Annotated in this window: 19 protein-coding genes and 1 pseudogene; 11 read left to right on the top strand and 9 right to left on the bottom strand. The window is 39.9% G+C overall.

Translation table 11 applies throughout. The features are described from left to right. On the bottom strand, nucleotides 1-214 hold a 214-nt coding region (locus EYS08_RS24885; RefSeq protein ID WP_131032601.1), incomplete at its 3' end, for a hypothetical protein. A gap of 520 nt (nucleotides 215-734) precedes the next feature. On the opposite strand from EYS08_RS24885, the gene EYS08_RS24880 reads away from it, so the two are divergent. Continuing rightward, complete coding sequence (locus EYS08_RS24880) at nucleotides 735-1,124, top strand: response regulator (RefSeq protein ID WP_131032600.1); 390 nt, start codon at nucleotides 735-737, stop codon at nucleotides 1,122-1,124. Between the two features lie 196 nt (nucleotides 1,125-1,320). Here EYS08_RS24880 and EYS08_RS24875 read toward each other — a convergent pair whose 3' ends face one another. Beyond that, on the bottom strand, nucleotides 1,321-1,686 hold the full coding sequence (locus EYS08_RS24875; protein ID WP_131032599.1) for a response regulator: 366 nt from the start codon (nucleotides 1,684-1,686) through the stop codon (nucleotides 1,321-1,323). A 460-nt stretch (nucleotides 1,687-2,146) separates the two neighbouring features. Between EYS08_RS24875 and EYS08_RS24870 the strand changes: the two genes are divergently transcribed. The 3 genes from EYS08_RS24870 (at nucleotide 2,147) to EYS08_RS24860 (ending at nucleotide 3,804) form a co-directional block, all read left to right on the top strand. Next, nucleotides 2,147-2,644, top strand: a complete 498-nt coding sequence (locus EYS08_RS24870) for a low affinity iron permease family protein (protein ID WP_131032598.1) — start codon at nucleotides 2,147-2,149, stop codon at nucleotides 2,642-2,644. Between the two features lie 136 nt (nucleotides 2,645-2,780). Then, entirely contained in the window at nucleotides 2,781-3,299 is a 519-nt protein-coding gene (locus tag EYS08_RS24865; protein WP_131032597.1) for an RNA polymerase sigma factor, read from the top strand. A gap of 16 nt (nucleotides 3,300-3,315) precedes the next feature. Continuing rightward, nucleotides 3,316-3,804, top strand: a complete 489-nt coding sequence (locus EYS08_RS24860; RefSeq protein WP_244216042.1) for a CinA family protein — start codon at nucleotides 3,316-3,318, stop codon at nucleotides 3,802-3,804. 233 nt (nucleotides 3,805-4,037) lie between these two features. Here EYS08_RS24860 and EYS08_RS26725 read toward each other — a convergent pair. From EYS08_RS26725 to EYS08_RS24840, 3 genes and pseudogenes are all read right to left on the bottom strand, one after another. Continuing rightward, nucleotides 4,038-4,582: pseudogene (locus EYS08_RS26725) on the bottom strand (GrpB family protein). 91 nt (nucleotides 4,583-4,673) lie between these two features. Next, nucleotides 4,674-5,018, bottom strand: coding sequence for a hypothetical protein (locus tag EYS08_RS24845; protein WP_131032594.1), 345 nt, complete (start codon nucleotides 5,016-5,018; stop codon nucleotides 4,674-4,676). Nucleotides 5,019-5,181: 163 nt separating this feature from the next. Continuing rightward, complete coding sequence (locus EYS08_RS24840; RefSeq protein ID WP_208745948.1) at nucleotides 5,182-5,709, bottom strand: glycosyl-4,4'-diaponeurosporenoate acyltransferase CrtO family protein; 528 nt, start codon at nucleotides 5,707-5,709, stop codon at nucleotides 5,182-5,184. Between the two features lie 133 nt (nucleotides 5,710-5,842). Between EYS08_RS24840 and EYS08_RS24835 the strand changes: the two genes are divergently transcribed. Together EYS08_RS24835 and EYS08_RS24830 are read left to right on the top strand one after the other, a co-directional pair. Beyond that, nucleotides 5,843-7,009: a Gfo/Idh/MocA family protein gene (locus EYS08_RS24835; protein WP_131032593.1), complete on the top strand. Its 1,167-nt coding sequence runs from the start codon at nucleotides 5,843-5,845 to the stop codon at nucleotides 7,007-7,009. Between the two features lie 407 nt (nucleotides 7,010-7,416). Continuing rightward, nucleotides 7,417-8,934: a sensor histidine kinase gene (locus EYS08_RS24830; protein WP_131032592.1), complete on the top strand. Its 1,518-nt coding sequence runs from the start codon at nucleotides 7,417-7,419 to the stop codon at nucleotides 8,932-8,934. A 910-nt stretch (nucleotides 8,935-9,844) separates the two neighbouring features. Here the strand turns inward: EYS08_RS24830 and EYS08_RS24825 are convergent. Next, nucleotides 9,845-11,296, bottom strand: a complete 1,452-nt coding sequence (locus EYS08_RS24825) for a PAS domain-containing sensor histidine kinase (protein WP_131032591.1) — start codon at nucleotides 11,294-11,296, stop codon at nucleotides 9,845-9,847. 269 nt (nucleotides 11,297-11,565) lie between these two features. On the opposite strand from EYS08_RS24825, the gene EYS08_RS24820 reads away from it, so the two are divergent. Together EYS08_RS24820 and EYS08_RS24815 are read left to right on the top strand one after the other, a co-directional pair. Further along, a complete protein-coding gene (locus EYS08_RS24820) occupies nucleotides 11,566-12,915 on the top strand; it encodes a phosphatase PAP2 family protein (protein ID WP_165456554.1) in 1,350 nt (449 codons plus the stop codon). Nucleotides 12,916-12,944: 29 nt separating this feature from the next. Further along, nucleotides 12,945-13,511 carry a hypothetical protein gene (locus EYS08_RS24815; RefSeq protein ID WP_131032589.1) on the top strand — a complete coding sequence of 189 codons (567 nt, stop codon included), beginning with the start codon at nucleotides 12,945-12,947 and terminating at the stop codon, nucleotides 13,509-13,511. A 752-nt stretch (nucleotides 13,512-14,263) separates the two neighbouring features. Here EYS08_RS24815 and EYS08_RS24810 read toward each other — a convergent pair. The 3 genes from EYS08_RS24810 to argS all read right to left on the bottom strand — a co-directional run bounded on the left by EYS08_RS24810 (nucleotide 14,264) and on the right by argS (nucleotide 17,581). Next, on the bottom strand, nucleotides 14,264-14,707 hold the full coding sequence (locus EYS08_RS24810; RefSeq protein WP_131032588.1) for an MBOAT family O-acyltransferase: 444 nt from the start codon (nucleotides 14,705-14,707) through the stop codon (nucleotides 14,264-14,266). Nucleotides 14,708-14,974: 267 nt separating this feature from the next. Continuing rightward, a complete protein-coding gene (locus tag EYS08_RS24805) occupies nucleotides 14,975-15,748 on the bottom strand; it encodes a sulfite exporter TauE/SafE family protein (protein WP_131032587.1) in 774 nt (257 codons plus the stop codon). Between the two features lie 60 nt (nucleotides 15,749-15,808). Then, nucleotides 15,809-17,581, bottom strand: a complete 1,773-nt coding sequence (gene argS / locus EYS08_RS24800; RefSeq protein WP_131032586.1) for an arginine--tRNA ligase — start codon at nucleotides 17,579-17,581, stop codon at nucleotides 15,809-15,811. 473 nt (nucleotides 17,582-18,054) lie between these two features. On the opposite strand from argS, the gene EYS08_RS24795 reads away from it, so the two are divergent. The 3 genes from EYS08_RS24795 to EYS08_RS24785 all read left to right on the top strand — a co-directional run bounded on the left by EYS08_RS24795 (nucleotide 18,055) and on the right by EYS08_RS24785 (nucleotide 21,028). Next, nucleotides 18,055-19,500: an arginine deiminase family protein gene (locus EYS08_RS24795; protein ID WP_131032585.1), complete on the top strand. Its 1,446-nt coding sequence runs from the start codon at nucleotides 18,055-18,057 to the stop codon at nucleotides 19,498-19,500. A gap of 174 nt (nucleotides 19,501-19,674) precedes the next feature. Next, the gene (ctlX, locus tag EYS08_RS24790; RefSeq protein ID WP_131032584.1) at nucleotides 19,675-20,589 is read left to right on the top strand and encodes a citrulline utilization hydrolase CtlX; all 915 of its coding nucleotides are present in this window, start codon (nucleotides 19,675-19,677) and stop codon (nucleotides 20,587-20,589) included. A 124-nt stretch (nucleotides 20,590-20,713) separates the two neighbouring features. Continuing rightward, the gene (locus EYS08_RS24785; protein WP_131032583.1) at nucleotides 20,714-21,028 is read left to right on the top strand and encodes a hypothetical protein; all 315 of its coding nucleotides are present in this window, start codon (nucleotides 20,714-20,716) and stop codon (nucleotides 21,026-21,028) included. Nucleotides 21,029-21,496 lie beyond the last annotated feature (468 nt).

The following is a 21,496-nucleotide window of genomic DNA, read 5'->3' as shown; positions in this document are numbered from 1 at the left end:
CATCATTCACGATCCGGAAGCGGATCTTGTATTTCGGGTTGTAACTGATGTAGACAACCAGATCATCGTCTGAAAATCCCCTGCCTGACAAAGGCTTAAAATGCACCTCCCGAAGTTCCTTCGCTGTACAGATCAAACGGTCGTTCATTACTTTCGCCAATGCTTTTTCGGGCTTAAAATCTGTTTCTAAAATCGCCAGTACGGTTACGGTCATATCGCAAAAATAGACAGATAACGCACATTATCAACACCCTGAGAATAAGCGCCTGAAAATCAATGAAAATATTTTTCAATTTAGCCATCAAAATCTATAACGGGGTTAATCAAGAATAATCAGCCTTGGAAAACCACAGTTATTTGTCAACAGCTAAGAACACGTCAAAGATTCATTTTCGACACGGTTAGCTCAACACTATTCGATTTCCCCTTCTGCCATTCCCTCTAGAAACCATTCAGAGCTATATTCGAAAGATAATTCTTTCTTTCCCGATTCGCCGGTCTAAAAAACGCTTAACGACATCAGATTACAACCCTTGAACAGGGGAATTCCCGGCGGGGCCAAAGCCGCACAGAAAATATTTCGCCCTAGGTGCGTTAGCGGTTCAATGTCTATTATTTTGTTATGGAAAAATAGCCGTACATTGATCGCCTCGTTATTGCTTTGATGTGATAATTTTTTTTCGTAAATTTAGATAATCAAACACTACGCTGTAAATAAACAGAAAGGATTAAAGATGGTTAACGTATTCGTTCAGGACAACGATCGCGACATCATGGAAGTTATCTCTTTTGCCTTAATGTCAGAGGGATTCAGAGTCTTTGCAATCGACAGGCTAGATAACACCACGCTGGAACAACTTGAAACCTTCCGTCCGGATATCGTCTTACTCGATTATCATATTAATGGCCATACGGCTATCCCTATGTTAAAACTGATTAAAGAAAATTTCCCGCAGCTACCCGTTATCGCAATGAGCTGCAACAGTGACATTGAGCGCGACGCGGCTGAATTTGGCTTTGACGGCTATCTTAAAAAGCCATTTGACCTCAAAACCATTTTTTCATTGATCAGGAAGGTGCCGCAAAAGGCCAAAGTAGGCGAACCGGCATTCCTGCAAGGATAGGTGGATGTAAGAAAGACATTGCATGTCCAATTTATTTTATAGGCTCTTTAGACCTGAAACCGATAAATATTTTCAAGCAGTTGCAGTTTGACTTCATCTCCGGTCAAATCAATATTTAACCGCCATAAACAATATTTCAACTATAGCTAATTTTAGTATCAGCCAACATTTTTTTGTCCAAGATTACTGCATCTAACTAATTTTGCTGAATAGCATGGTCAACCTGTTTCACCAGGCGATATATGTCAAATGGCTTGGCAATAAAGCCCTGTGCACCGCAAGAAAGCTCCACCTCTCTTTTACTAGAATGGGCACTCATCATCAGGACTGGTATTTTTTCGGTCCCTTGGTTTTTCTTCAGCATTTCACAAACGTTTATTCCATTGCCATCGGGCAGTCTGATATCGAGCAGAAACAAGTCAGCCTGCTCATGTTTATCCTTTGACATAAATTCGTAAATGCTTGAAAAGGTAAATACCTCATATTTTTCCTCTTCAAGGATTATCTCTATAATTTCGCTGATCCCCGGATCATCTTCGAGTATATAAACCTTTTTCGCCATATCCTAACCATTTTACATAATAACCTTTAATAACCGCAATTGTTTTTGAGCGAAGTTTTATTCCTGATCTTTGGACCTTCAAAAGAGTCTATTGATATTTGCTAACTGTGCCACCTGGCTTTCTTTTGCCTGATCCATAACTTTAGGAAAAATCTAAAGTTTAACCATGTCAGGGGGGGGGTTGGGCACAACTTTCACGCAGTCTTCCTGCTTCTCCTCAAAAATGCCAATAAGTATAACGATCCGGTCTAAATCAGGAGCAGAACATCCAGCCTGTTTATCTAATTGAACAGTAATGTTTGGAAGATTGTTCCGTAAAAAACATTCTTAACAGGAATCAGTAACCTCAATGATCGCCTTTATAACGGGGCACTCCGCCCGTCAACCGAGATGGGTTACCGGAATATTACAAACTTTTTGTACCTGGCAATTGTAATAAGCTAAAGTTAAAAAAGCCAAAATGGAAAAACAGAATTTTTTTGAGCGCGCATCAAATGCGATTACCTGTTGGACAGGAAGCCTTCCCGCCTTCATCATTGCTTTTAGCATTATATTGGTCTGGGGAATAAGTGGACCGATTTTCAATTTCTCGGACACCTGGCAGCTGGTCATCAATACCGGTACAACGATCATCACATTTTTGATGGTATTTCTGATACAGAAAACCCAGAACAAAGATTCCAAGGCCATCCAGCTCAAACTCAATGAACTATTGGCGGCCAGCCGTTTTGCCAGTAACCGCATGGTCGACATCGAGGACCTCAATGAAGGAGAGCTTGATGCCCTACATCAATATTACCAAAAGCTTTCCGATGTTGCAGAACAGGAAGATGACATCCACCGGTCGCACTCCATTGATTCTGCCGAAGCGAATGCAGCTAAAAAAAATGCAGGCATCCGAAAAACCGCTGTCAAAAAACCAGTAGCAAAAGGCAAAAGAAAACTCAATGGTGGCTAAACTACCAGACGGCACCAAAAACCCCAGATTCCCATCGTAGAAATACGGTAGTTTTCCGATAATTTTTCCAGGCCACAAACCAAAAGCAACCTTGGATTGTTAAACATTCTTATCGAAAATCTAACCTAAACATACCATGGACAAAAAAGAATTTAGCTTAGTAGCAGACCGGCATTCATCGTCCCTCCATTTACATGCGATGCGCTTCACAAGAGACGATGACGAGGCAAAGGATCTTGTGCAGGACACCCTGCTTAAAGGTATCCGCTTCTGCGGGAATTTTGACCGGGGTACCAATATCAAGGGCTGGCTTTATGTGATCATGCGCAATACCTACATCAACAACTATCGAAAAGAACAGAAAAAACAGGATCTTATTAGTACAGAGGAAGACCTAACCAGTGTACACCTACTGAAAAGCGCTGCACATAATGCTTCGGAATCTAAATTTCTGATGGGCGACATCCAAAAAGCGCTTGATAGCATTCCTACAGCTTATAGTACTCCCTTTCAGCGTTATTTTGAAGGTTACAAATATGCGGAAATTTCAGCCGAACTAGGTATTCCTTTAGGAACGGTAAAAACACACATCCACCAGGCGAGGATACTGCTCAAAAAATACCTAAAGAACTATAGGGACAGCTTTGGCGCATAGCATTTATACAAACCAGATGGGGACAACAGTTAACAGGATCAACCGGGTAGGCAAAATGCTCATCGCACAGCAGCTGACCATAGCCTTTGCAGAGCGTGCGACTGCTGGCCGGCTTACGGCAGAATTTTCGATGGCTGAGGATGCAGGAGACTTCCTGAAAGGCGGCATTGCCTGCTACGATGCCATCCTAAAAGAAGACCTGTTGAAGGTTGCCCATTCCCTTATTAAAGAATTCACCCCAGAATCCATGGAAGTCACTAAGGCGATCACTCTTGGCCTTTCGCAGATAATCCCGGCAAGTATCCATATCGGCATTACGGGCCTGACCTGCCCCGGCGGGAGCGAAACACCGGAAAAGCCGGTAGGCACGATGTCCATCTATGCCTGTAAACATGGGAACCACCTCTTTTCAGAACGGATCAATTTTCCGGTTCACCGGAAGAAATCGTGTCTGCAACGGTTGAGAGGTGTGCCGAACTGCTTGAAGAGTACCTTACACCCCTAAAAAAAGCCTGAGCGATATTAGCGCCAACCTAATCCGGTAAACGGACCATCTTCCTGTCGGCAAGGGTGCGTAATTCGAACCATTTCGTAGATGAATTGGTCGAAATTGGAGGTTTTTCTAAAATTATTGATAAGTAAAATGTTAGTGATCAACAAGGGATTTCACGCCTATCTGCTCAGTCTTTAGCTAATGATATTACAGTTTTATTCTGTTCCACAATGGCTTGTAATTCCTCATTTGACATACCTTGTTCGGCAAGGATTTTTGTTATAAAAACTTGTCTTTCCCATTACATATCCATCTATATTATTAGCCGTCTCTGCGAGGGTTCTTTTCAATGAAGCATATGCATTTATTAGCGATTCGTCTTTTCTGAGCGCATAACGTAAAAGGAGATGGTTTCTTAACGCGGCACTTCCCTTTATACAGCAATACAAATGGTGCTTTAGCCATAAACGCCCAGCCCCATCATTTGGAACAGCTTTGGAAGGCGGACGAAAGACAAAGCGGTCTGGAACGGCTACTTCTCCCAGATATTGGTACCCAAGCCCGACTAGATGGGGTATAATTTTGTTTAACTGGGATACCGAATCAACCACGATATCAATATCGATCACTGGTTTTGCACAAGACCGGGAACGGCAGTACTGCCCACATGCTCTATCGACACTGCAAGATTACCTATTCTGTCGGCAAATATCTTTGACAATTGCTCAAACTCTAGGTTCCAATGTAGAGAATAATCTTCAATAACAATCGCATTCGAGGATAAGCCCATCCCCAAAAATATAAAAACCCTAGCTAACTTTATACAACCAGTTTGATCAGTATACCCAAAGCTACCAAAACCGCAATCCAGACCAGATAAATTAGCCCTCGTTAATATGCCTGTGGAGGTATTCTTCTACATTCAAAAGATCATTATCTACCTGGTCCTTCGCGGTCATCGACTGGTAATGACTGGAATCTTCATCGAACTGGCTGAAAAGGGAAAGCCTCAGTAAGCCTTCATCTGTACCCTCCACGTTATGCTGGCTTTGACCAACCACCGTAAATATGCCTTCCACCCCATCGTGTACAAAGCTGTATTTCACCTGGACCATATCCTCATCGTCCACAGGAATTTCAGCAATCTCCGTATATTCCCGTTCCAGTACGGTTTCCAGCCCCTGTTTTATCAAGGCAATTGCCTTTTGTTTTTTCTCTTCGTTCATAGCCTTTTGATCACACTGTACAGAAGCCTAACAGATATCCTGCGTGTATGTTTTAAATAGATGCTTTAATCACGTTGCTACTGCTATTGAAAAAAAACAAATGAAAAAAGAATCATATTTAAACAGCTTGCTCAGCTTATGATGCAGATAATCTTTTTTGATATTAGCCAGCTGATGGTCGTGAACGAAGTTTAATTTTGAACTGATCGATTCTTTTTTTGTTTTCCTGTTGCAACAAGGACGGGTATAAATTCAGCAAAATATTTATGACCATCATAATCAAGGCAAATAAAAACTGACCGTTAAATACTTTTACCATTGCAAAGATCATCACAAAGAGGAATGCAATTAAATGGCCGACTTCTGCGATGGTCATTTCATAACGGAGATTATCCAATTCGCTTATCTTAATTTTCTTTTTTATAGAAAGTTTGGGATTAAAATACTTAAAGAATGAATTTTGAACGATCCAGAGAAATATTCCTAGTCCGATTCTTTTACTGAAATCTGGATTCCTGATAATGGTTAACTTCGCAAGTTTTTTTTGATAAAAGCTGGTTTTAACTAAAAGGGCATTTATTGTTAGGCCAACTATCCAGGAGATGATGGCAATTGAGATGCTAAAAGTGATGTATCTGAGCATTTTTTTAGTGGTTAAAGGTGATTCTTCAAAAGTACTTAGATTTTCCAAAATTTAATCTTTATTACTGTTTACACTGCCAGCTTCGCACCAAGCACTTACAGTTTCCTGTCTTGATATTACCAATATCTTAGTTAATTTCCTCCTGGTATTAGCAGCAAAAGACAAACCTTATCAAATCTAAATGGTTGTAATAAACGACAAGAACACTGCAGCCATGGATAAAGCAAAAAATACGAATAAACCGGTTAAGCTTGAAAAATGGAAATCAAGTGCCGATAAATCAACTCCTCCGCCTTTTTCCCCCTTACCGGAAAATGAACGGATAGGATATGCCGTTGTAGGCCTGGGCCACTTAGCACTTGAAGAAGTTATTCCGGCCTTATTCAATTGCAAATTTAGCCGTCTTGCCGCGCTGGTGAGTGGCGATAATAAAAAAATGGAAAAGGTAGCGCTGCAATATGGCATAAGCCCAAGCTGCTGCTATACCTACGAATGTTTCGATGAACTAAGAGATAACCCGGATGTGAAGGTAATCTATATTATCCTGCCTAACAGCATGCACATGGAATTTACAATCCGCGGTGCACGGGCGGGAAAACACATCCTCTGTGAAAAACCTATGGCTAATTCATCCACGGAGTGCCGGAAGATGATAACTGCCTGCAACAAAGCAAAGGTAAAACTGATGATCGCCTATAGAATGCATTTCCAGCCTCATACCCTCAAACTTAAAGAAATGGTAAGTAAGAATCGGTTCGGCGAGGTAAGGTACATTGAAGCGGCAAACGGACAGAGCAGCGCTAACCCGGAACATTGGAGACACCAAGCTAAACTTGCTGGTGGTGGGGCACTGCCGGACATAGGAATCTACTGTTTAAACACAATACGTTTTATCCTGCAAAAGGAACCAACAGAAGTATTTGCCTATCAGTATTCGACCCCGGAAGACCCGCTTTTTAAAGACACAGAAGAGCTCATCTCCTGGCAGATGAAATTTAGGGAAGGACTTATTGCAAGCTGCATGGCCCATTATAAAGTAAGAGAGATAAAAACCCTGCGTATACATGCCGAAAGGGGCTGGATGTTCATGGATAGGGCATTTGCCTATAAGGGCCAACAACTGAGTACCTCAAGGGCTGACGGTGAAGAAGAAATCGAGGAAAAGATTAGTCTTTCTGAGCCAAATCAGTTCGCAGCGGAAATGGACCACTTCTCGCAGTGCATCCTGACAAAAAGAGCGCCCAATACACCAGGTGAAGAAGGGCTACGTGATCAAATTATTATGGAAGCCATATATAAATCTGCAAACACAGGAAAACCTGTAAGAATAAAAGACTATAAATATTAACCGAAAATAAAATCGGTTTCGGAATTGCTAAATCAGTGATTATTTCTGCTGTATTATTGATAATCAGCAGCTAATACAGGTTTTATTTTAATTACAATAAAATTTCAGTTTAAAAAACAACGCATGACGGATATCTTGGTGCAGATTAGAGGTTAAAACCTCCGGTATCCGAAATCCCACTCTAAACCCCATCAAACAATCTACCGTTAACACTGTTTAGAGGATTATAATAGTTGAACCTCCCTTTTCACAATAGCAGCGTTCGAACAAAACAAGCCTTTATCATTAATTTGACCGGAAAAAGCAGAATATAAGATAACATTTAAAAAGCAATTTCATCTCTTAATCCGCTCATCTTATATCATGCACGCACCATAATTATCTATTTCAATTAACTAAATTTGGATATGAATTCAGAAACCGGCCGTATCAGCGAGGATGCTAAATTGCACAAGAAAAATAAGCTTACATCACAATACAGGCAACCATCATCCGCACTATTACTCAACGCGATCCCTCAGCAGGTCTGGACTGCCAACAGGGCCGGTGAGATTGATTACGTAAACGAGATCGTCTGCCGGGATTTTGGACATAACCAGGAAACAATCTTAAACCTGGGATGGACAGCATTTGTCCATCAGGATGACTTAGCCGAAAGCATAGGCCAATGGAAAGCATCACTTGAAAGCGGCGATGAGTATACGGTCGAATTCCGCCTGCTTTTTTCCGATGGCAAATACTACTGGCATTTAGCCCGCGCCAGAATGGTAAGGCAAAAAGGAAAGCCCGAAATCTGGGTAGGAACCAACACAAATATACAGGATCAGAAAATCAATGAATCCCGTAAAGACGAATTCATATCCATTGCAAGCCATGAGCTCAAAACCCCTCTTACTTCCATTAAAGGTTATTACCAGCTACTTTTAAGATTAGTAGACAAGGACCCGGCAAAAAATTATCTACAGCGTACTGCCGGACAATTGAACAGGCTGGAAAAACTGATCCAGGACCTGCTCGATGTGAGCAAAATCAATGCAGGCCGAATGATCCTTGATTTAGCATTGTTCAGCTTTTCAGATATGCTGGAGGATACTGTTGAGGGAATGAGGGAGATATATCCCACTCACCGGCTTATCGTGGAGCAGGAAAACGGAGTAACCTATAAAGGCGACCGCTTCAGGCTGGAACAGGTCATACAGAACTTCGTCTCCAACGCCGTCAAATACTCTCCGGCAGCGGACAAAGTGAATATCAGGACCAATATTGTTGATGACAACATAATCGTTTCGGTAACCGACTACGGGATCGGTATCGAACAAAAGAGTTTAAACAGATTATTTGAGCGGTATTACCGGGCAGATAATACTTCCACGAAGTTTGAAGGGCTTGGACTGGGACTGTTTATTTCAGCAGATATCATTAAACGCCATGGAGGAAGTTTCTGGATAGAGAGCGAGCCTGGGCAGGGCTCGGTTTTCTCGTTTAAACTCCCATTGATACAAGATCAGTCTATACAACCGGACATCTATACAGACAGCTATTACAAAGACCGGCATTTAACCATATCATGCCCCGCTGCCTCAGGAATCATGTATGTGGAATGGACAGGCTATCAGGATATGCATTCGGTAAAACATGGGGGATCACTAATGATTGACTATTTAAAAAACAACGGCTGCAGCAAAGTCTTTAATGACAACAGACTGGTTCCCGGAACCTGGTCGGAGGCCTCTGACTGGGCAGCAAAAGTCTGGTTGCCCCTGATGGAACTCGCCGGATTGCGTTTTTTTGCGTGGATTTTATCCAAAAGCGCCTTCAGTCAGCTGTCAGCGATGAAAAGCATAGAAAATGATGAAAAGAGTGCCGAAATAGTCTTTTTTGACCAGGCAGAAGAAGGAATGAAATGGTTGAAAAACATGAAATGAGATAATGTATTGTATAGCTCAACCACGCATTTTGTGCTTTCCAGCTTCTGTTTCCGGTTATCTTGAAGCATATTCTTGTGCAACAATGGCCTTCAGAAATCTTCAGGCTCCAACTAACTTTAGCCCGTCTTAATGCCAACAGGTCATTTAATGCTAGCTACATGAATATGGTTTCTTTTTGGGGAAATCACTATTTTACCTTGATTGGTGCCGATCAGAAGTTTGCCTGTTCGACCTCCTCCGATCTTTTCCGCCTTTCCATCTGCTCTTTGGTAGCCTGAATATTCTCTACCGGCACAGACATCGCTTTAACAGACTAATAGTTAAGGATTTATTATTATACCTATCCCCACCACAGCCAAAAATCGTGAGAAATAAACAGATTGCAGTTGACGTTATTGATCGTTTCATTTTGAGTATTTCTGGTTATCCAATGCATTAGCCTTAAGACCCGACTCCCTTTGGGCTGATCATTTTTTTCGTCAACGGCCAGCAAAATACAAATATATCATATATAATCCTATGGCAAGGTTATCCGCGATAGCTTCCGACTATCTAATATTTTAAAGCGTTCCCAGATCATCAATTCCTTCATCCATCACTTAAAGCGCCGCGAAAAAGCCCCTCCCACAAATGCGATCAGGGCTTCCGCTCAGAAAGTGAAACGAAAAGCTATTTAGCTTTTTTTGGCTGTAAAAGGTTATAAGATCTTGGCATTAATAGCTCTGGTACGCATGGCGATGAAATACCACTACCAAAATAACGACTTTCTGTATCGGAAAGTAATTCTAATTAGTCCATTCGACAAATAAATAGCCGTAAAAATCAGTTGTTAACTTATCCGTTGAAGCATCAATCTTTTGATGTGGGTAATTTATGATCGCTTTATCAATGAATACCGTGATTTCGGCTAACTGCCTGTTGATTTTGGCAGGGTGAACCAAAAGCTGGTGCGCTCGCCAGGTACGCTTTCAATGCCGATTTCTCCGCCATGTTTGCGGACGATATTGGCGCAGATAAACAGGCCCAGCCCAAGTCCTGAGTATTGCTGCTGCTGCTCATCGGCCTGGTAATACCGATCGAACAGCAAGGGGATCTTTTCTGCAACAATCCCAGGGCCCTTATCGATAACGGAGATTTTAACGTAAGTTTCATTATCAATGAGCTCAACTTTTATCTCTGTAGTGCCAGGAGCATATTTGACTGCATTACTGATCAGGTTAGTAAGTACCCGGCCGATCCGCTCTGAGTCGGCATATACCATGAGATCTCCTTTCCCTGTTATCGTTACTGCCGGGACCTCGGTGGAAGCAAACAGTTCTACTATTTCCTGTACCAGCTGAAACAGGTTGAAGTTCGTTTTCCGTAGTTCTATCTGATCCCGATAATTTTTACCGGCATTTAGCAGATCGTCTATTATCAATGAGATCCGGTTTATGCCCCTGCTCGCCTGCGCAACCAATCGCTTGGTACGGTCAGATTGCCGGTTCGCGTCCCGTTGCAACATTTGCACTGATCCTTTTAAGCTGGTAACCGGGGTCTTCAGCTCATGACTGGCAATACTTATGAAATCGTCTTTATGCCTTTCTATAATTTTGTCGTTGGTGATATCGTTAATAACACCGACCAGTTTCACAGCTTTACCCTCTTTGTTGGTTTCCGTTTTTCCCTTTATATTCAGCCACTGAAGCTTGCTATCTGCTCTATTTATTCTGACCTGCACATCTACGCCGCCATCAGTTTGAATATTATTTAAAGCCTCCTTAAACACCGGGAGATCATTTGCTGATATATGTGGGTAATAACTTTCCAGGCTCCAATGTTCTTGCCTTTGTGGGTAACCAAAGATTTCATCGTGGTCGCGGGAACGGAAAACTTCTTTTGTCTCAAGGTCCAGTTCCCAGATAGCTGTACCGGTATACTTTAGGGCAAGATTCAGACGCTTGTGGCTCTCCTCAAGCTGTTTCATTCCGGAAATATCGTCCAGTACAGTAAATCCGAAGGTTTCTCCCTGATCGTTATAGAGAATCGTAGTCACATCAACCCATACGCGGCTACGGTCTCTTCGGTAGAGGCAGGCCTGCAACTTGAAGAACGGGACCTGCCTAGACCAGATCTCTTCCTGAAGGCGGTGCCAATGTACGATATGTTCTTCACAGGCGTGATCCAGAATTTTTGTCCCCTCGATTTGCTCTGGAGGATAGCCTAACAGTTCGCAAAGGGCCTTATTCACCTTTAAGATGGTCAGGTCTGACCGGATGATCTTTGAGGCCACACTGGTGAGTTTAAATATTGCGTTGAACTTATCATCACATTCTTTGAACCGTTTCTCAAAATTATCTTGCTCTTTATTTTCTTGCATAACAATTCAGCTGATAAAGTGATAACATTTTCAGGCCGAATATGTTTAGCTTCTACAGATAAACTGGCTTTCATATACTAACTATCACAGACCAGAGATTGCAAGATTGATTTTGAAGTAAGTAAATATTCCCATTAGCAATCCCCGATAAAAAACCACCTATTAATCAAAAAGCATAATTAATTTTTTTTTTATCTTTAATAATCAGATAAATTAAGATGCAATCAAGAAACTTTTACCTAACAAAGGAGGGAACTATTTTTTGGGTTATGTTCCTCAATATCCTTTTTATTTTCCCAAACCTACACGCACAGAAGATTGAGGTAATAGACTCGGTTATCATTAAAAATAACTTCTGGAATTCTAAGCCAACAAGGATTGCTGCAGTACCAGCGCTTTTGCTTGCAGGAAGTGCGGCTACATGGGGAATCAGGAAAGAGGTACGTAGTTTCCGGAACCGGTACCTTCTTACCTTCAGGCACCACTATGATGATTATCTGCAATACGCACCAGTAGCCACTGTTTTTGGATTAAATGCTGCCGGAGTAAAGGGAAAAAATAAGATGGGCAGGGCACTGGTTTCCTATGCCTTTTCTGCAGTAATTATGGCCTCAGTAGTAAACACAGTTAAATATACTGCTAAGGTAGAGCGCCCTGATGGAAGCTCAAGAAATTCTTTTCCTTCCGGTCATACAGCCAATTCATTTATGAACGCCACATTTTTGCATAAAGAATATGGCCAATTCCGCTCCCCACTCTATAGCGTAGGCGCTTACACAGCTGCTACTGCAACAGCTGTGGGCAGAGAGCTGAACAACCGCCATTGGATTTCTGATGTTCTTGCAGGTGCAGGAATTGGTATTCTTTCTACCGAACTTGGTTATATTGTGGCAGATAAGATTTTTAAAGGTAAGGGAGAACATATAAAATTAACCAACAATCCGGTACCTGTACATCTTAAACCTAGTTTTATGGAATTGAAATTAGGTTATGCCCAGGCCATTAGTAAAGACCTGACAGCAAAATCTGAAGATCTTTTTGCCAGAGGAGGGTTTAACTTCGGTTTAGAAGGGGCATGGTTTTTTAGCCGCAATTTCGGGATTGGTGGGGAATTTGCATTTACAAGTTTTCCTATAAATGATAACAATTTAAAATTTAATGACGTAGATATACCTACGGTTAGCGATGGACATTATACCCAGCCTATGGGAATCCGTTACTTACATGCCGGACCTTATTTTAGCATCCCACTTGCCCGGAACTGGTTTGTAACAGGAAAATTTGGTGCTGGTACTGCTGTTGGTGCCAAAGGAGAAATTATCCTGAATTTAAAGGAAGATTTTCAGGAGGTTTTTGGATTAAAAGAATTGCCTTATTACCGGTACAAACCTGAAAGTTCGTTCAGCTGGTCGGCCGGTGCAGGAATCCAGAAGCAGATCAAAAGAAATGTAGGCATTAAAGCCTATGTTAACTATTTTAATTCAGACAATGACTTTAAACTTGATATCATAGACCAGATCAATACTGATGGCAGTTATGGTTTTAAAGATTATGGCTCTGAAAAAGTTAAATTTGATAACCTGATATTTGGTATCGGACTTACCGCCTACCTCTGGTAAAGTCTAAGTAACCTCATTAATCTATCTCTATGGAAACCTTTACCCACATTAAAACCGTTCTAGGCATTATCTTAGGGCTGAGTATAACACACTCATTGAAGGGTGTAGTAAAAATTATTGAGCACCCCGATCGATTCAAAGTATACACTGTACACCTCCTGTGGGCTTTTTACATGTTTTTGAGTACGGTATATTTCTGGTGGTTTGAAGTTCATTTAACTGAGATAAAACATTGGGATTTTTTGATTTATCTCTTTTTAGTGATCTACGTAATCACTTATTATACCCTGGCGGCTTTACTTTTTCCAGAGGATATGAAAGATTATAAAGATTTCAGGTCCTATTTCTTATCCCGGAAGAAATGGTTTTTCTATATCCTGGCAATATTGTTTTTGTTTGATGCTTTCGATACTTATCTTAAAGGGCCGGGTTATCACATGGAGATGTTAAAGATATACCCCATCAGGGAAATTATCCATATTACCGCCTGTATAATTGCGGCAAGAACAGACAATAAATGGGTGCAAATGATTACCGTATCCGCATTTATTGTTTTTCAGATCTACTGGATATTAAACTATTACATGAACGGTTAATTTGGATTTCCTACCTAACAGGGCCGTTCATCTTTACGGCCTTTTTCTGGATTGGTAAATAATTCCTTCAAACAACTAATTCCGACAAAAAAACAATTAATCATTTTACCATCAATAAATTAGGTCGATATTTCTGCGTCAATTTCTTTGAGGATTAAATAATTAACCTGCTGAAAGTGAGAAACGGGGTACCGGAAAGCGGTATAATCCCTAGATATGACAAAATTATCTAAACTTTGATGTATACCCACTTTCATTTAAGAATTTCTCAAAGTTTTTTATTTGAAGGATATCCGAAATGGCAATTGGTGTACTATTATTATAAGTGGGGTTGATAACTGCGATTGTAGCTACAGGGGGAGAAATCTCAGAACAGGTAAAAAAGACTTTTTAGCTATGTGATACAGATTGTAATGCGTACCGACGGCAAAAAGAAGGATTCAAGCCCCTCTTTAAAAAATGAATTATTGAAGGAACTTTTGCATGGTTCGACAATGGCAGAAGGCTATGAAGGGACTACGAATTGCTAATGGAAACATCAGAAAACATGGCCAAATTACCACTATAAATTATTATTGAATAAAATTCAAGCAGGCTCTGAATTTCAATTAGAAATTTCGATAAAAATCTTTATACAATTCGCCTATAGGTAGTTTTAAATTCAGATTAAGGAATACATATTTTCGCTCAATACTTTTAATATGGAGTTGAGAAAACTTTGAATTTAAAAAATATGCCAACACTAATCGTCTTTAGTAAAATTTCAGGTAATTATTCAGTAAAATTGTTATCAATACACAAATTCCAATTATTAAAAGGTTTATTACTGCGTTGTATGTCCATTTTTTTTCAGAAAGGTCGTATTTACTAAACTGTGTAATTATAACAGCAATTCCCATCAACATAAACCAAACAGAAAAGAAAAATGACAACCTGCCCCTGATTAATGTTGTCACTAAATCGTGAACCATTCCACAAAAAACAAATGTCAATATTAAAGCAAAATCACTAGGTAAAATCTCTTTAAGCGGTTTGAAGACTTTTCTTCCAAGATAATATCCGAAAATAGGGTTCCTAAAATTCCAAAAAGCAGAAAAATTTTTAGCGCCCAGCGACCTTTGCAAATTATTTCGTAGTGAGCTTGGGTGTCCAATTGGAACTCCATTCCTCTTTTTTACATACTCATATAATTTCATTAGCTTCTTTCACCACACATCGTGTATTATTTATTGTGGGCAAATTTATTAAATAATAAACGATTAATATTAACCAAGCAACGTTCTTTTGCTTCTTTTCTTTGGTCGCCTAAAGTCTTAGCTGTTCCGTCAATGGTAAGACTTTTCCTCAAATCATCTCTTTCTAGTAACCCAATTTCTTGATAAATCCTACCAATGCTTAGGAAAGTAATCCAAGAATTTAAAGTAAAAGCGTATCAGTAAATTATTGCATTTTACCTCCTCCATTTATAAGACATACGCTTTCAAAATATCATAGGCAAAGCGTAGAATTGTTCCAAAAACAACGATGAGAAAAAATACACGGACAAATTTATTTCCCTTAAGCAAGGCCAGTTTTGTACCGAAGAAAGCACCTGCAAGATTAAAAAGCGCCATTGGTATGGCATATTGAAACAGGATGTGCCCTGTAGAGCTGAAATAAATAATAGCTGCCAGATTAGTGGCCATATTTACAATTTTGGCATGTGCACTGGCACCTATAAAATCGAAACCCAATACTGCAATAAAAACCAAAATCAGAAAAGAACCAGTGCCGGGGCCGATTAAACCATCATAAAAACCAATCAGTATCCCAAATAAACCAGCCATTAAAACCTGTTGCTTAAGCGAGTGGTCTTTCTCCTGGTGGATACCAAATTGTTTATTAAAGTAAGTATAAAGTGCGACTAGAATCAGTACAATAAGAATTACAGGTTTAATTACCGAATTATCGATCCTACTCACCAAAAATGCGCCCAACAATGCAGCTAAAAATGCAGCAAGCACACAGGCAGCCAGCACCTTGTAATTAAAACGAACCTGTTTTGAATATTTGAAAGCGGCTAGTGTTGTACCTGCCATTGACGGGATTTTGGTAGTCCCTAAAAGCGTAGCCACAGGATAATGTGGTAAAATAAGTAAAATGGCGGGAGTTTGCAATAAACCACCGCCACCTACAATAGCATCTATAAAACCGGCAGCAAAAGCTACCAGGCAAAGTAAAATCAGTTCGTTAACCACTAATTAGATTTTTAAATCAATTCTTCCCAATTCATTACCGTTGGCCTCAGCCAACAGTACCTACATTCGCTCTGGCGAAGTAATGCCTAAAATCAGCATTCCGGCATGAATGATATCGGCCGTTTTTTTACTCAGGTTTAAACGGAACTGTTTTACTTCCCCTTCTTCCGTTTTTACAATTGGCGGTACCTCATGGTAAAACTTGTTGAACAGCTTGGCTAGTTCGTATAAATAGTTGGCCAAACTTGCCGGACTATAAGCTTTAGCCGCAATAGCAATCTCTGCGGGGTATTTTGCCAATTGCAGAATCATTTCCAATTCCACCTCACTAATCCCGCCAAACTCCAAGCTCCCAACGCCAAACTTATACTCAGATTTACTCAACAGCGATTTAATCCTTGCATGCGTATATTGGATAAATGGACCTGTATTTCCTTGAAAATCGATACTTTCAGCAGGATTGAACAACAAACGTTTCTTAGGCTCAACTTTTAAAAGGAAATATTTTAAAGCGCCTAGGCCTATATTTTTATACAGTTCTTCTTTGTCTGCTTCACTAAAATCGTTGGTTTTACCCAATTCTTCTGTTTTTTCGCGGGCGGTGCTTACCATGCTTTCAATCAGCTCGTCAGCATCTACAACGGTTCCCTCGCGGCTTTTCATTTTACCGTTTGGCAAATCGACCATTCCGTACGATAAATGATATAAACCTTTTGCCCAGCTTTTACCCAGTTTCTCTAAAATAAGGAACAACACTTTAAAATGATAATCCTGCTCATTTCCTACCACATAAATCGACTCATCCATATTGAAATCGTCGTGTTTCATTTCGGCTGTACCTAAATCCTGTGTAATGTAAACCGAAGTTCCATCAGCACGCAGAACTAATTTCTGGTCTAAACCATCGGCGGTTAAATCGATCCATACCGAACCATCTTCCTTTTTAAAGAAAACACCTTTGGCCAAACCTTCATCAACCGTACCTTTTCCTAACAGATAGGTATTGCTTTCGTAATAGAATTTATCAAAATCTACCCCAAGGTTTTTATAGGTTACATTAAAACCAGCATAAACCCATTCGTTCATGGTTTTCCAAAGCGAAACTACTTCCTCATCTCCTTGCTCCCATTTCAAAAGCATTTGTTGTGCTTCTTTAATCAATGGTGCATTTTTCTTGGCTTCTTCTTCTGTTTGTCCTTCTGCTTTTAAAGCATCAATCTCTTTTTTGTATTCTTTATCAAAAATTACGTAGTATTTTCCTACCAGGTGATCGCCCTTTAAGCCAGTACTTTCGGGTGTTTCGCCATTGCCCCACTTTTGCCAGGCCAGCATCGATTTACAGATGTGGATCCCACGGTCGTTAACCAGGTTTACTTTCACCACATCGTAACCGTAAGCCTTAAGCAGTTCAGAAACCGAGTAACCCAATAGGTTATTGCGCACGTGCCCCAGGTGAAGCGGTTTATTGGTATTTGGTGAAGAATATTCTACCATTACCTTTTTTCCGTTCGGTGCATATACGCCAAAATCAGGCGATAAAATTTCCTCGTTAAATTGTTTTAAGAAATAACTTTCGGCAATGCTTAAGTTCAAAAATCCTTTAACCACATTAAATTTAGTAATATCAGTTACGTTGTCAACCAAATATTCACCAATCTCAGTGGCAGTTTGTTCTGGCGATTTTTTCGAAATTTTGGTAACCGGAAAAACAACAATTGTTGCCTGTCCTTCAAATTCTTTACGGGTTTCTTGTATGTTGATTACACTTTCGGCTACTTCTTCCTTATAAAGTTCAAAAATGGCTTTCTGTGTTTCGGCAATAATAAAATTCATGCGCCAAAAATAGAGAAAAAAGTCCGAAGTCGGGAGACCGGAGTCCGAAGATTTTTTAGCGTAAATTTCAATTTTCATCATTATAAGGGCTTTGGAAAGCTACCGTAGTGCCAGTTGGTTCCGATAGTCCTTCTTTCCGCTATAGTCCCGATTGAAGAAATCGGGAGCTGCCGCTTCAATAAGGTTTAAGGAGGTTGGTTCTGTGCAATAAAAAAGTCAGAGGTCCGAGGTCGGAAGACAGGATGCCCATAATATACATATCATTAGTCTTCAAGCTTTCAGACCATCCACTTTCAAACTATATCTTCAGACTTTCGGACATCGGACTTTCGGAATCTAAAAAATTCCAATAGTTTAGAGATCTTGGTTCTATGCAATAAATAAACCTTTTTAAGCATCAGTCTATCTCAAATCTATCATCTCAATTCTCATATCTGATTTTTTCTAATAGATTTGCAATAACTAACTTTTTTATGAGCGAGCAGAACCCCAATTTTAAAGTGAGCGTAAACACCGAAATCGGCAGGTTGCGTAAATTATTAATACATAGTCCTGATAGTGGATTAGGCAAAGTAGTACCCTCTAAGGCCCAAGATTGGCTTTTCGAAGATATTGTACATTTAGATACCATCCGTAAAGGTGAATACGATTATTACATTAAACTCTTGATGTATTTCCTTGATCCTGATAAGATTAAAGGAAAACTGGCTGATATAGATTCGGAATCATCAAACCGTAATTTTTATAAACCCAACCACCCCGATTTTCACAATTCTAAATCGGTAATCGAGATTCAGAACCTGTTAAGCGAAATGCTGGAGAACGAATCCATCCGTAAAAAACTGGTTGCTGCTGTTTGTGCGATTGAAGGCTGTACTTATAAAGTTCAGTTGGAATTAACGAATACCGATCCAAAACAATTAGCCGAGATTTTTATCTCCGGAACATTGGCCAACGATATGATGATTTTTGCGCCCATCCCCAATTTAATTTTCACCAGGGATGTAGGCACAACGATTAACAACCATATCCTGTTAAACAAACCGGCAAAAAAAGCCCGTGTACGCGAAACACTTTTAATGCGTTATATTTTCTTCAACCATCCTTTGTTTGAGGACTACCGCAATAATATTCTCGAAATTCCGGATGTAACCATGCACTTTTTACGCCCAGGCGATGAACCTGCTTTCAGTACCACTTTAGAAGGTGGCGATGTGATGATGGTAAGCCCAAAACACGTATTGATCGGTTGTAGCGAAAGAACCTCTGAACATGGTGCCAACGAAGCGATTAAATTATTGTTCGACCAGGATGTGGTAGAAAAAGTTACAGTGGTAAAAATACCGAGCAAACGTGATTACATGCACCTGGATACCGTTTTCACACAGGTTAAACGAAATACCTGGGTAATTTTGAATTCGATTGCCCATTCGCCCAAATATAATCCTTACGAGCCGATCAACTTTTTAAAAGAACCCGAAAAATTGGAGGCTACCACTGCTATTCAGTTTACAAAAGCCAATCCAAGCGAGCCGAAACATTTCGAACATGTAGAAGCTTTATTAAATGATATAAGCCAGAACGATTTAAAAAGCAGCGAACCAACTCAGATTATTTATAGCGGAAACAATCAGTTCCCTTACGATTCGCGTGAGCAATGGACTGACTCTTGTAACCTTTTAGCCATTAAAGAAGGCGTTGTTTTAGGCTACGATAGAAACGATAAAACCGTTGAAGCCTTTAAAGCTGCCGGTTTTAATGTGGTGGATGTGAAAGATTTGATCCAGGATTTAGAAAACGGCAAGGTAAATACCGAAACCATAACCGATACTTTGATTTTAATGCCGTCGGCAGAATTATCACGTGCACGTGGTGGCTTCCATTGTATGAGTTTACCAATTTTAAGAGACAATATTTGAGGTTTAGGGCGTAAGGTATAGGGTTTAGGGTTAAAACCCCATGCTTTAAAATTCAATGTTCTCATAAATCGAAAAATAATTATCTTTCATAACAAATCGAACCATAACTAGAAATATAATAAGTAATTAAACAGGCGACATAGGTCTACCTTATGCCTTATACCTCTTACCTTTATGCAATCTACCAACCATATCCTCATGATCCGCCCTGTTGATTTTAAATTCAATGAGCAAACGGCCGGAAATAACAAGTTTCAAATTGCATCTACCGAAACCAATGTGCAAACAGAAGCCTTAAAAGAGTTCGATGCCTTTGTTGATTTATTAAGAAAAAACAATGTTGATGTAACGGTTGTAGATGATACTTTACAACCTGAAACACCTGATTCTATTTTCCCGAACAATTGGGTCTCTTTTCACGAAGATGGCTCAGTATATCTTTATCCGATGTTCTCTGAAAACCGCCGGTTAGAGCGCAGAAAAGAAATATTGGATGGCTTGAAAGAAAATTTCGAAGTTAACCACATCAGCGATTTAAGCTTTTACGAACAACAACATGCGTTTTTAGAAGGTACTGGAAGCATGGTATTGGATCGTACCAATAAAATTGCTTATGCCTGCTTAAGTGTGCGCACCGATGAAGAAGTGCTGAACAATTTCTGCATGCTTACCGGATATGAACCAGTGGCCTTTCAGGCGGTAGACGGATCAAATTTCCCGATTTACCATACCAATGTAATGATGTGCATTGGCGATCGTTTTGCTGTAATCTGCCTGGATTCGATCAGAGATCCTGAAGAGAAATTAAATGTAACCATCAGTTTAAAAGGCAGTGGAAAAGAAATTATTGAAATCAGTTTAGAACAGATGAATAAATTTGCGGGTAACATGTTACAGGTTACCAATGCAGATGACGAAAGTTTATTGGTGATGTCGGAGCAGGCCTTTTTATCCTTAACTGCTGAACAGATTGCTACATTAGAACAATATAGCAGAATCATTTATGCACCACTTTACACGATCGAAAAAAATGGTGGCGGCAGCGCAAGATGCATGTTGGCTGAGATACATTTGCCGAGTAAATCATAACCATAAAAGCAAGGCTGTTGAGCTGCCTACCGGAGAAATAAGTTTTAAGAGTTTATAAAATTAATCGTCATTTCGACTGGAGTGCAACGAATTGGAGAAATCTTTAATCCATATTTACTTTTTTATGGAATCAGATTTAACAGAAAAAGAACTACGATTGGCTGCATTCATGAGTGAAATCTCAGAAAATTGCTATTCTGCAGATTGGATGCAGAATTTAGAATATGCTTTATGGCACGCGGTAATACATGGAGAAAGGAAATATGGACAATCCTACATCACCGAAGATGACATCTCTACATTGGTTAAGCTTTCAACAGATGCAAATGCTTGGATAATATTTGATAATGAAAAAGAGGAAACGGCTTTGAGTTTAAAGGAATGGACAGAAAAGTTTAAAAACGATCTGGAGCAAAACAAAGAAATTATAAAAGGTTGATAAAACTATTGTTCGGTAAGCCGCCAACCATGTGGTTATCTGTCCTCGCCTTGGTTCGTGTCTCCACGAACCAAGGTATTTTGCCACGGAAGCTCGGAGCGCACGGAAAACCCGCCTGACAAATGTACACTCACTATTAAACCCTCAATAGTACCACCACCCTAGCTACATAAACCTCCTATGAATAAAACCCTTTTTCAAGTGGCTTTGGAAGCTTTTTCTTTTTTTATGGGCAAAAGAAGTTGCCTGTCCTGAGAATTTGCGGTTTCTATTTAGTTAAATTAACGCCTCTCAGAAGCTTTTTTTTATAAAAGTATAAAAACTTAGCTATATCCTCCTATTAGCGGTCGTTAAATTTGCCGCAAGTATTTATTAATAAACAGTTTAAAAGATAGCCGCACACTGATTAAAGCAGGTTTTCCCAAGCAAGGTTTAGAAAGCAGTCTATCATATCTTTATAGCTAGTTT

The sequence above is a fragment of the Pedobacter kyonggii genome (genome assembly GCF_004310665.1).
Classification (GTDB): Bacteria; Bacteroidota; Bacteroidia; order Sphingobacteriales; family Sphingobacteriaceae; genus Pedobacter; species Pedobacter kyonggii.
The sequence above is the reverse complement of the archived record's forward strand: the minus strand, read 5'-3'. Positions and strand labels throughout refer to the sequence as shown.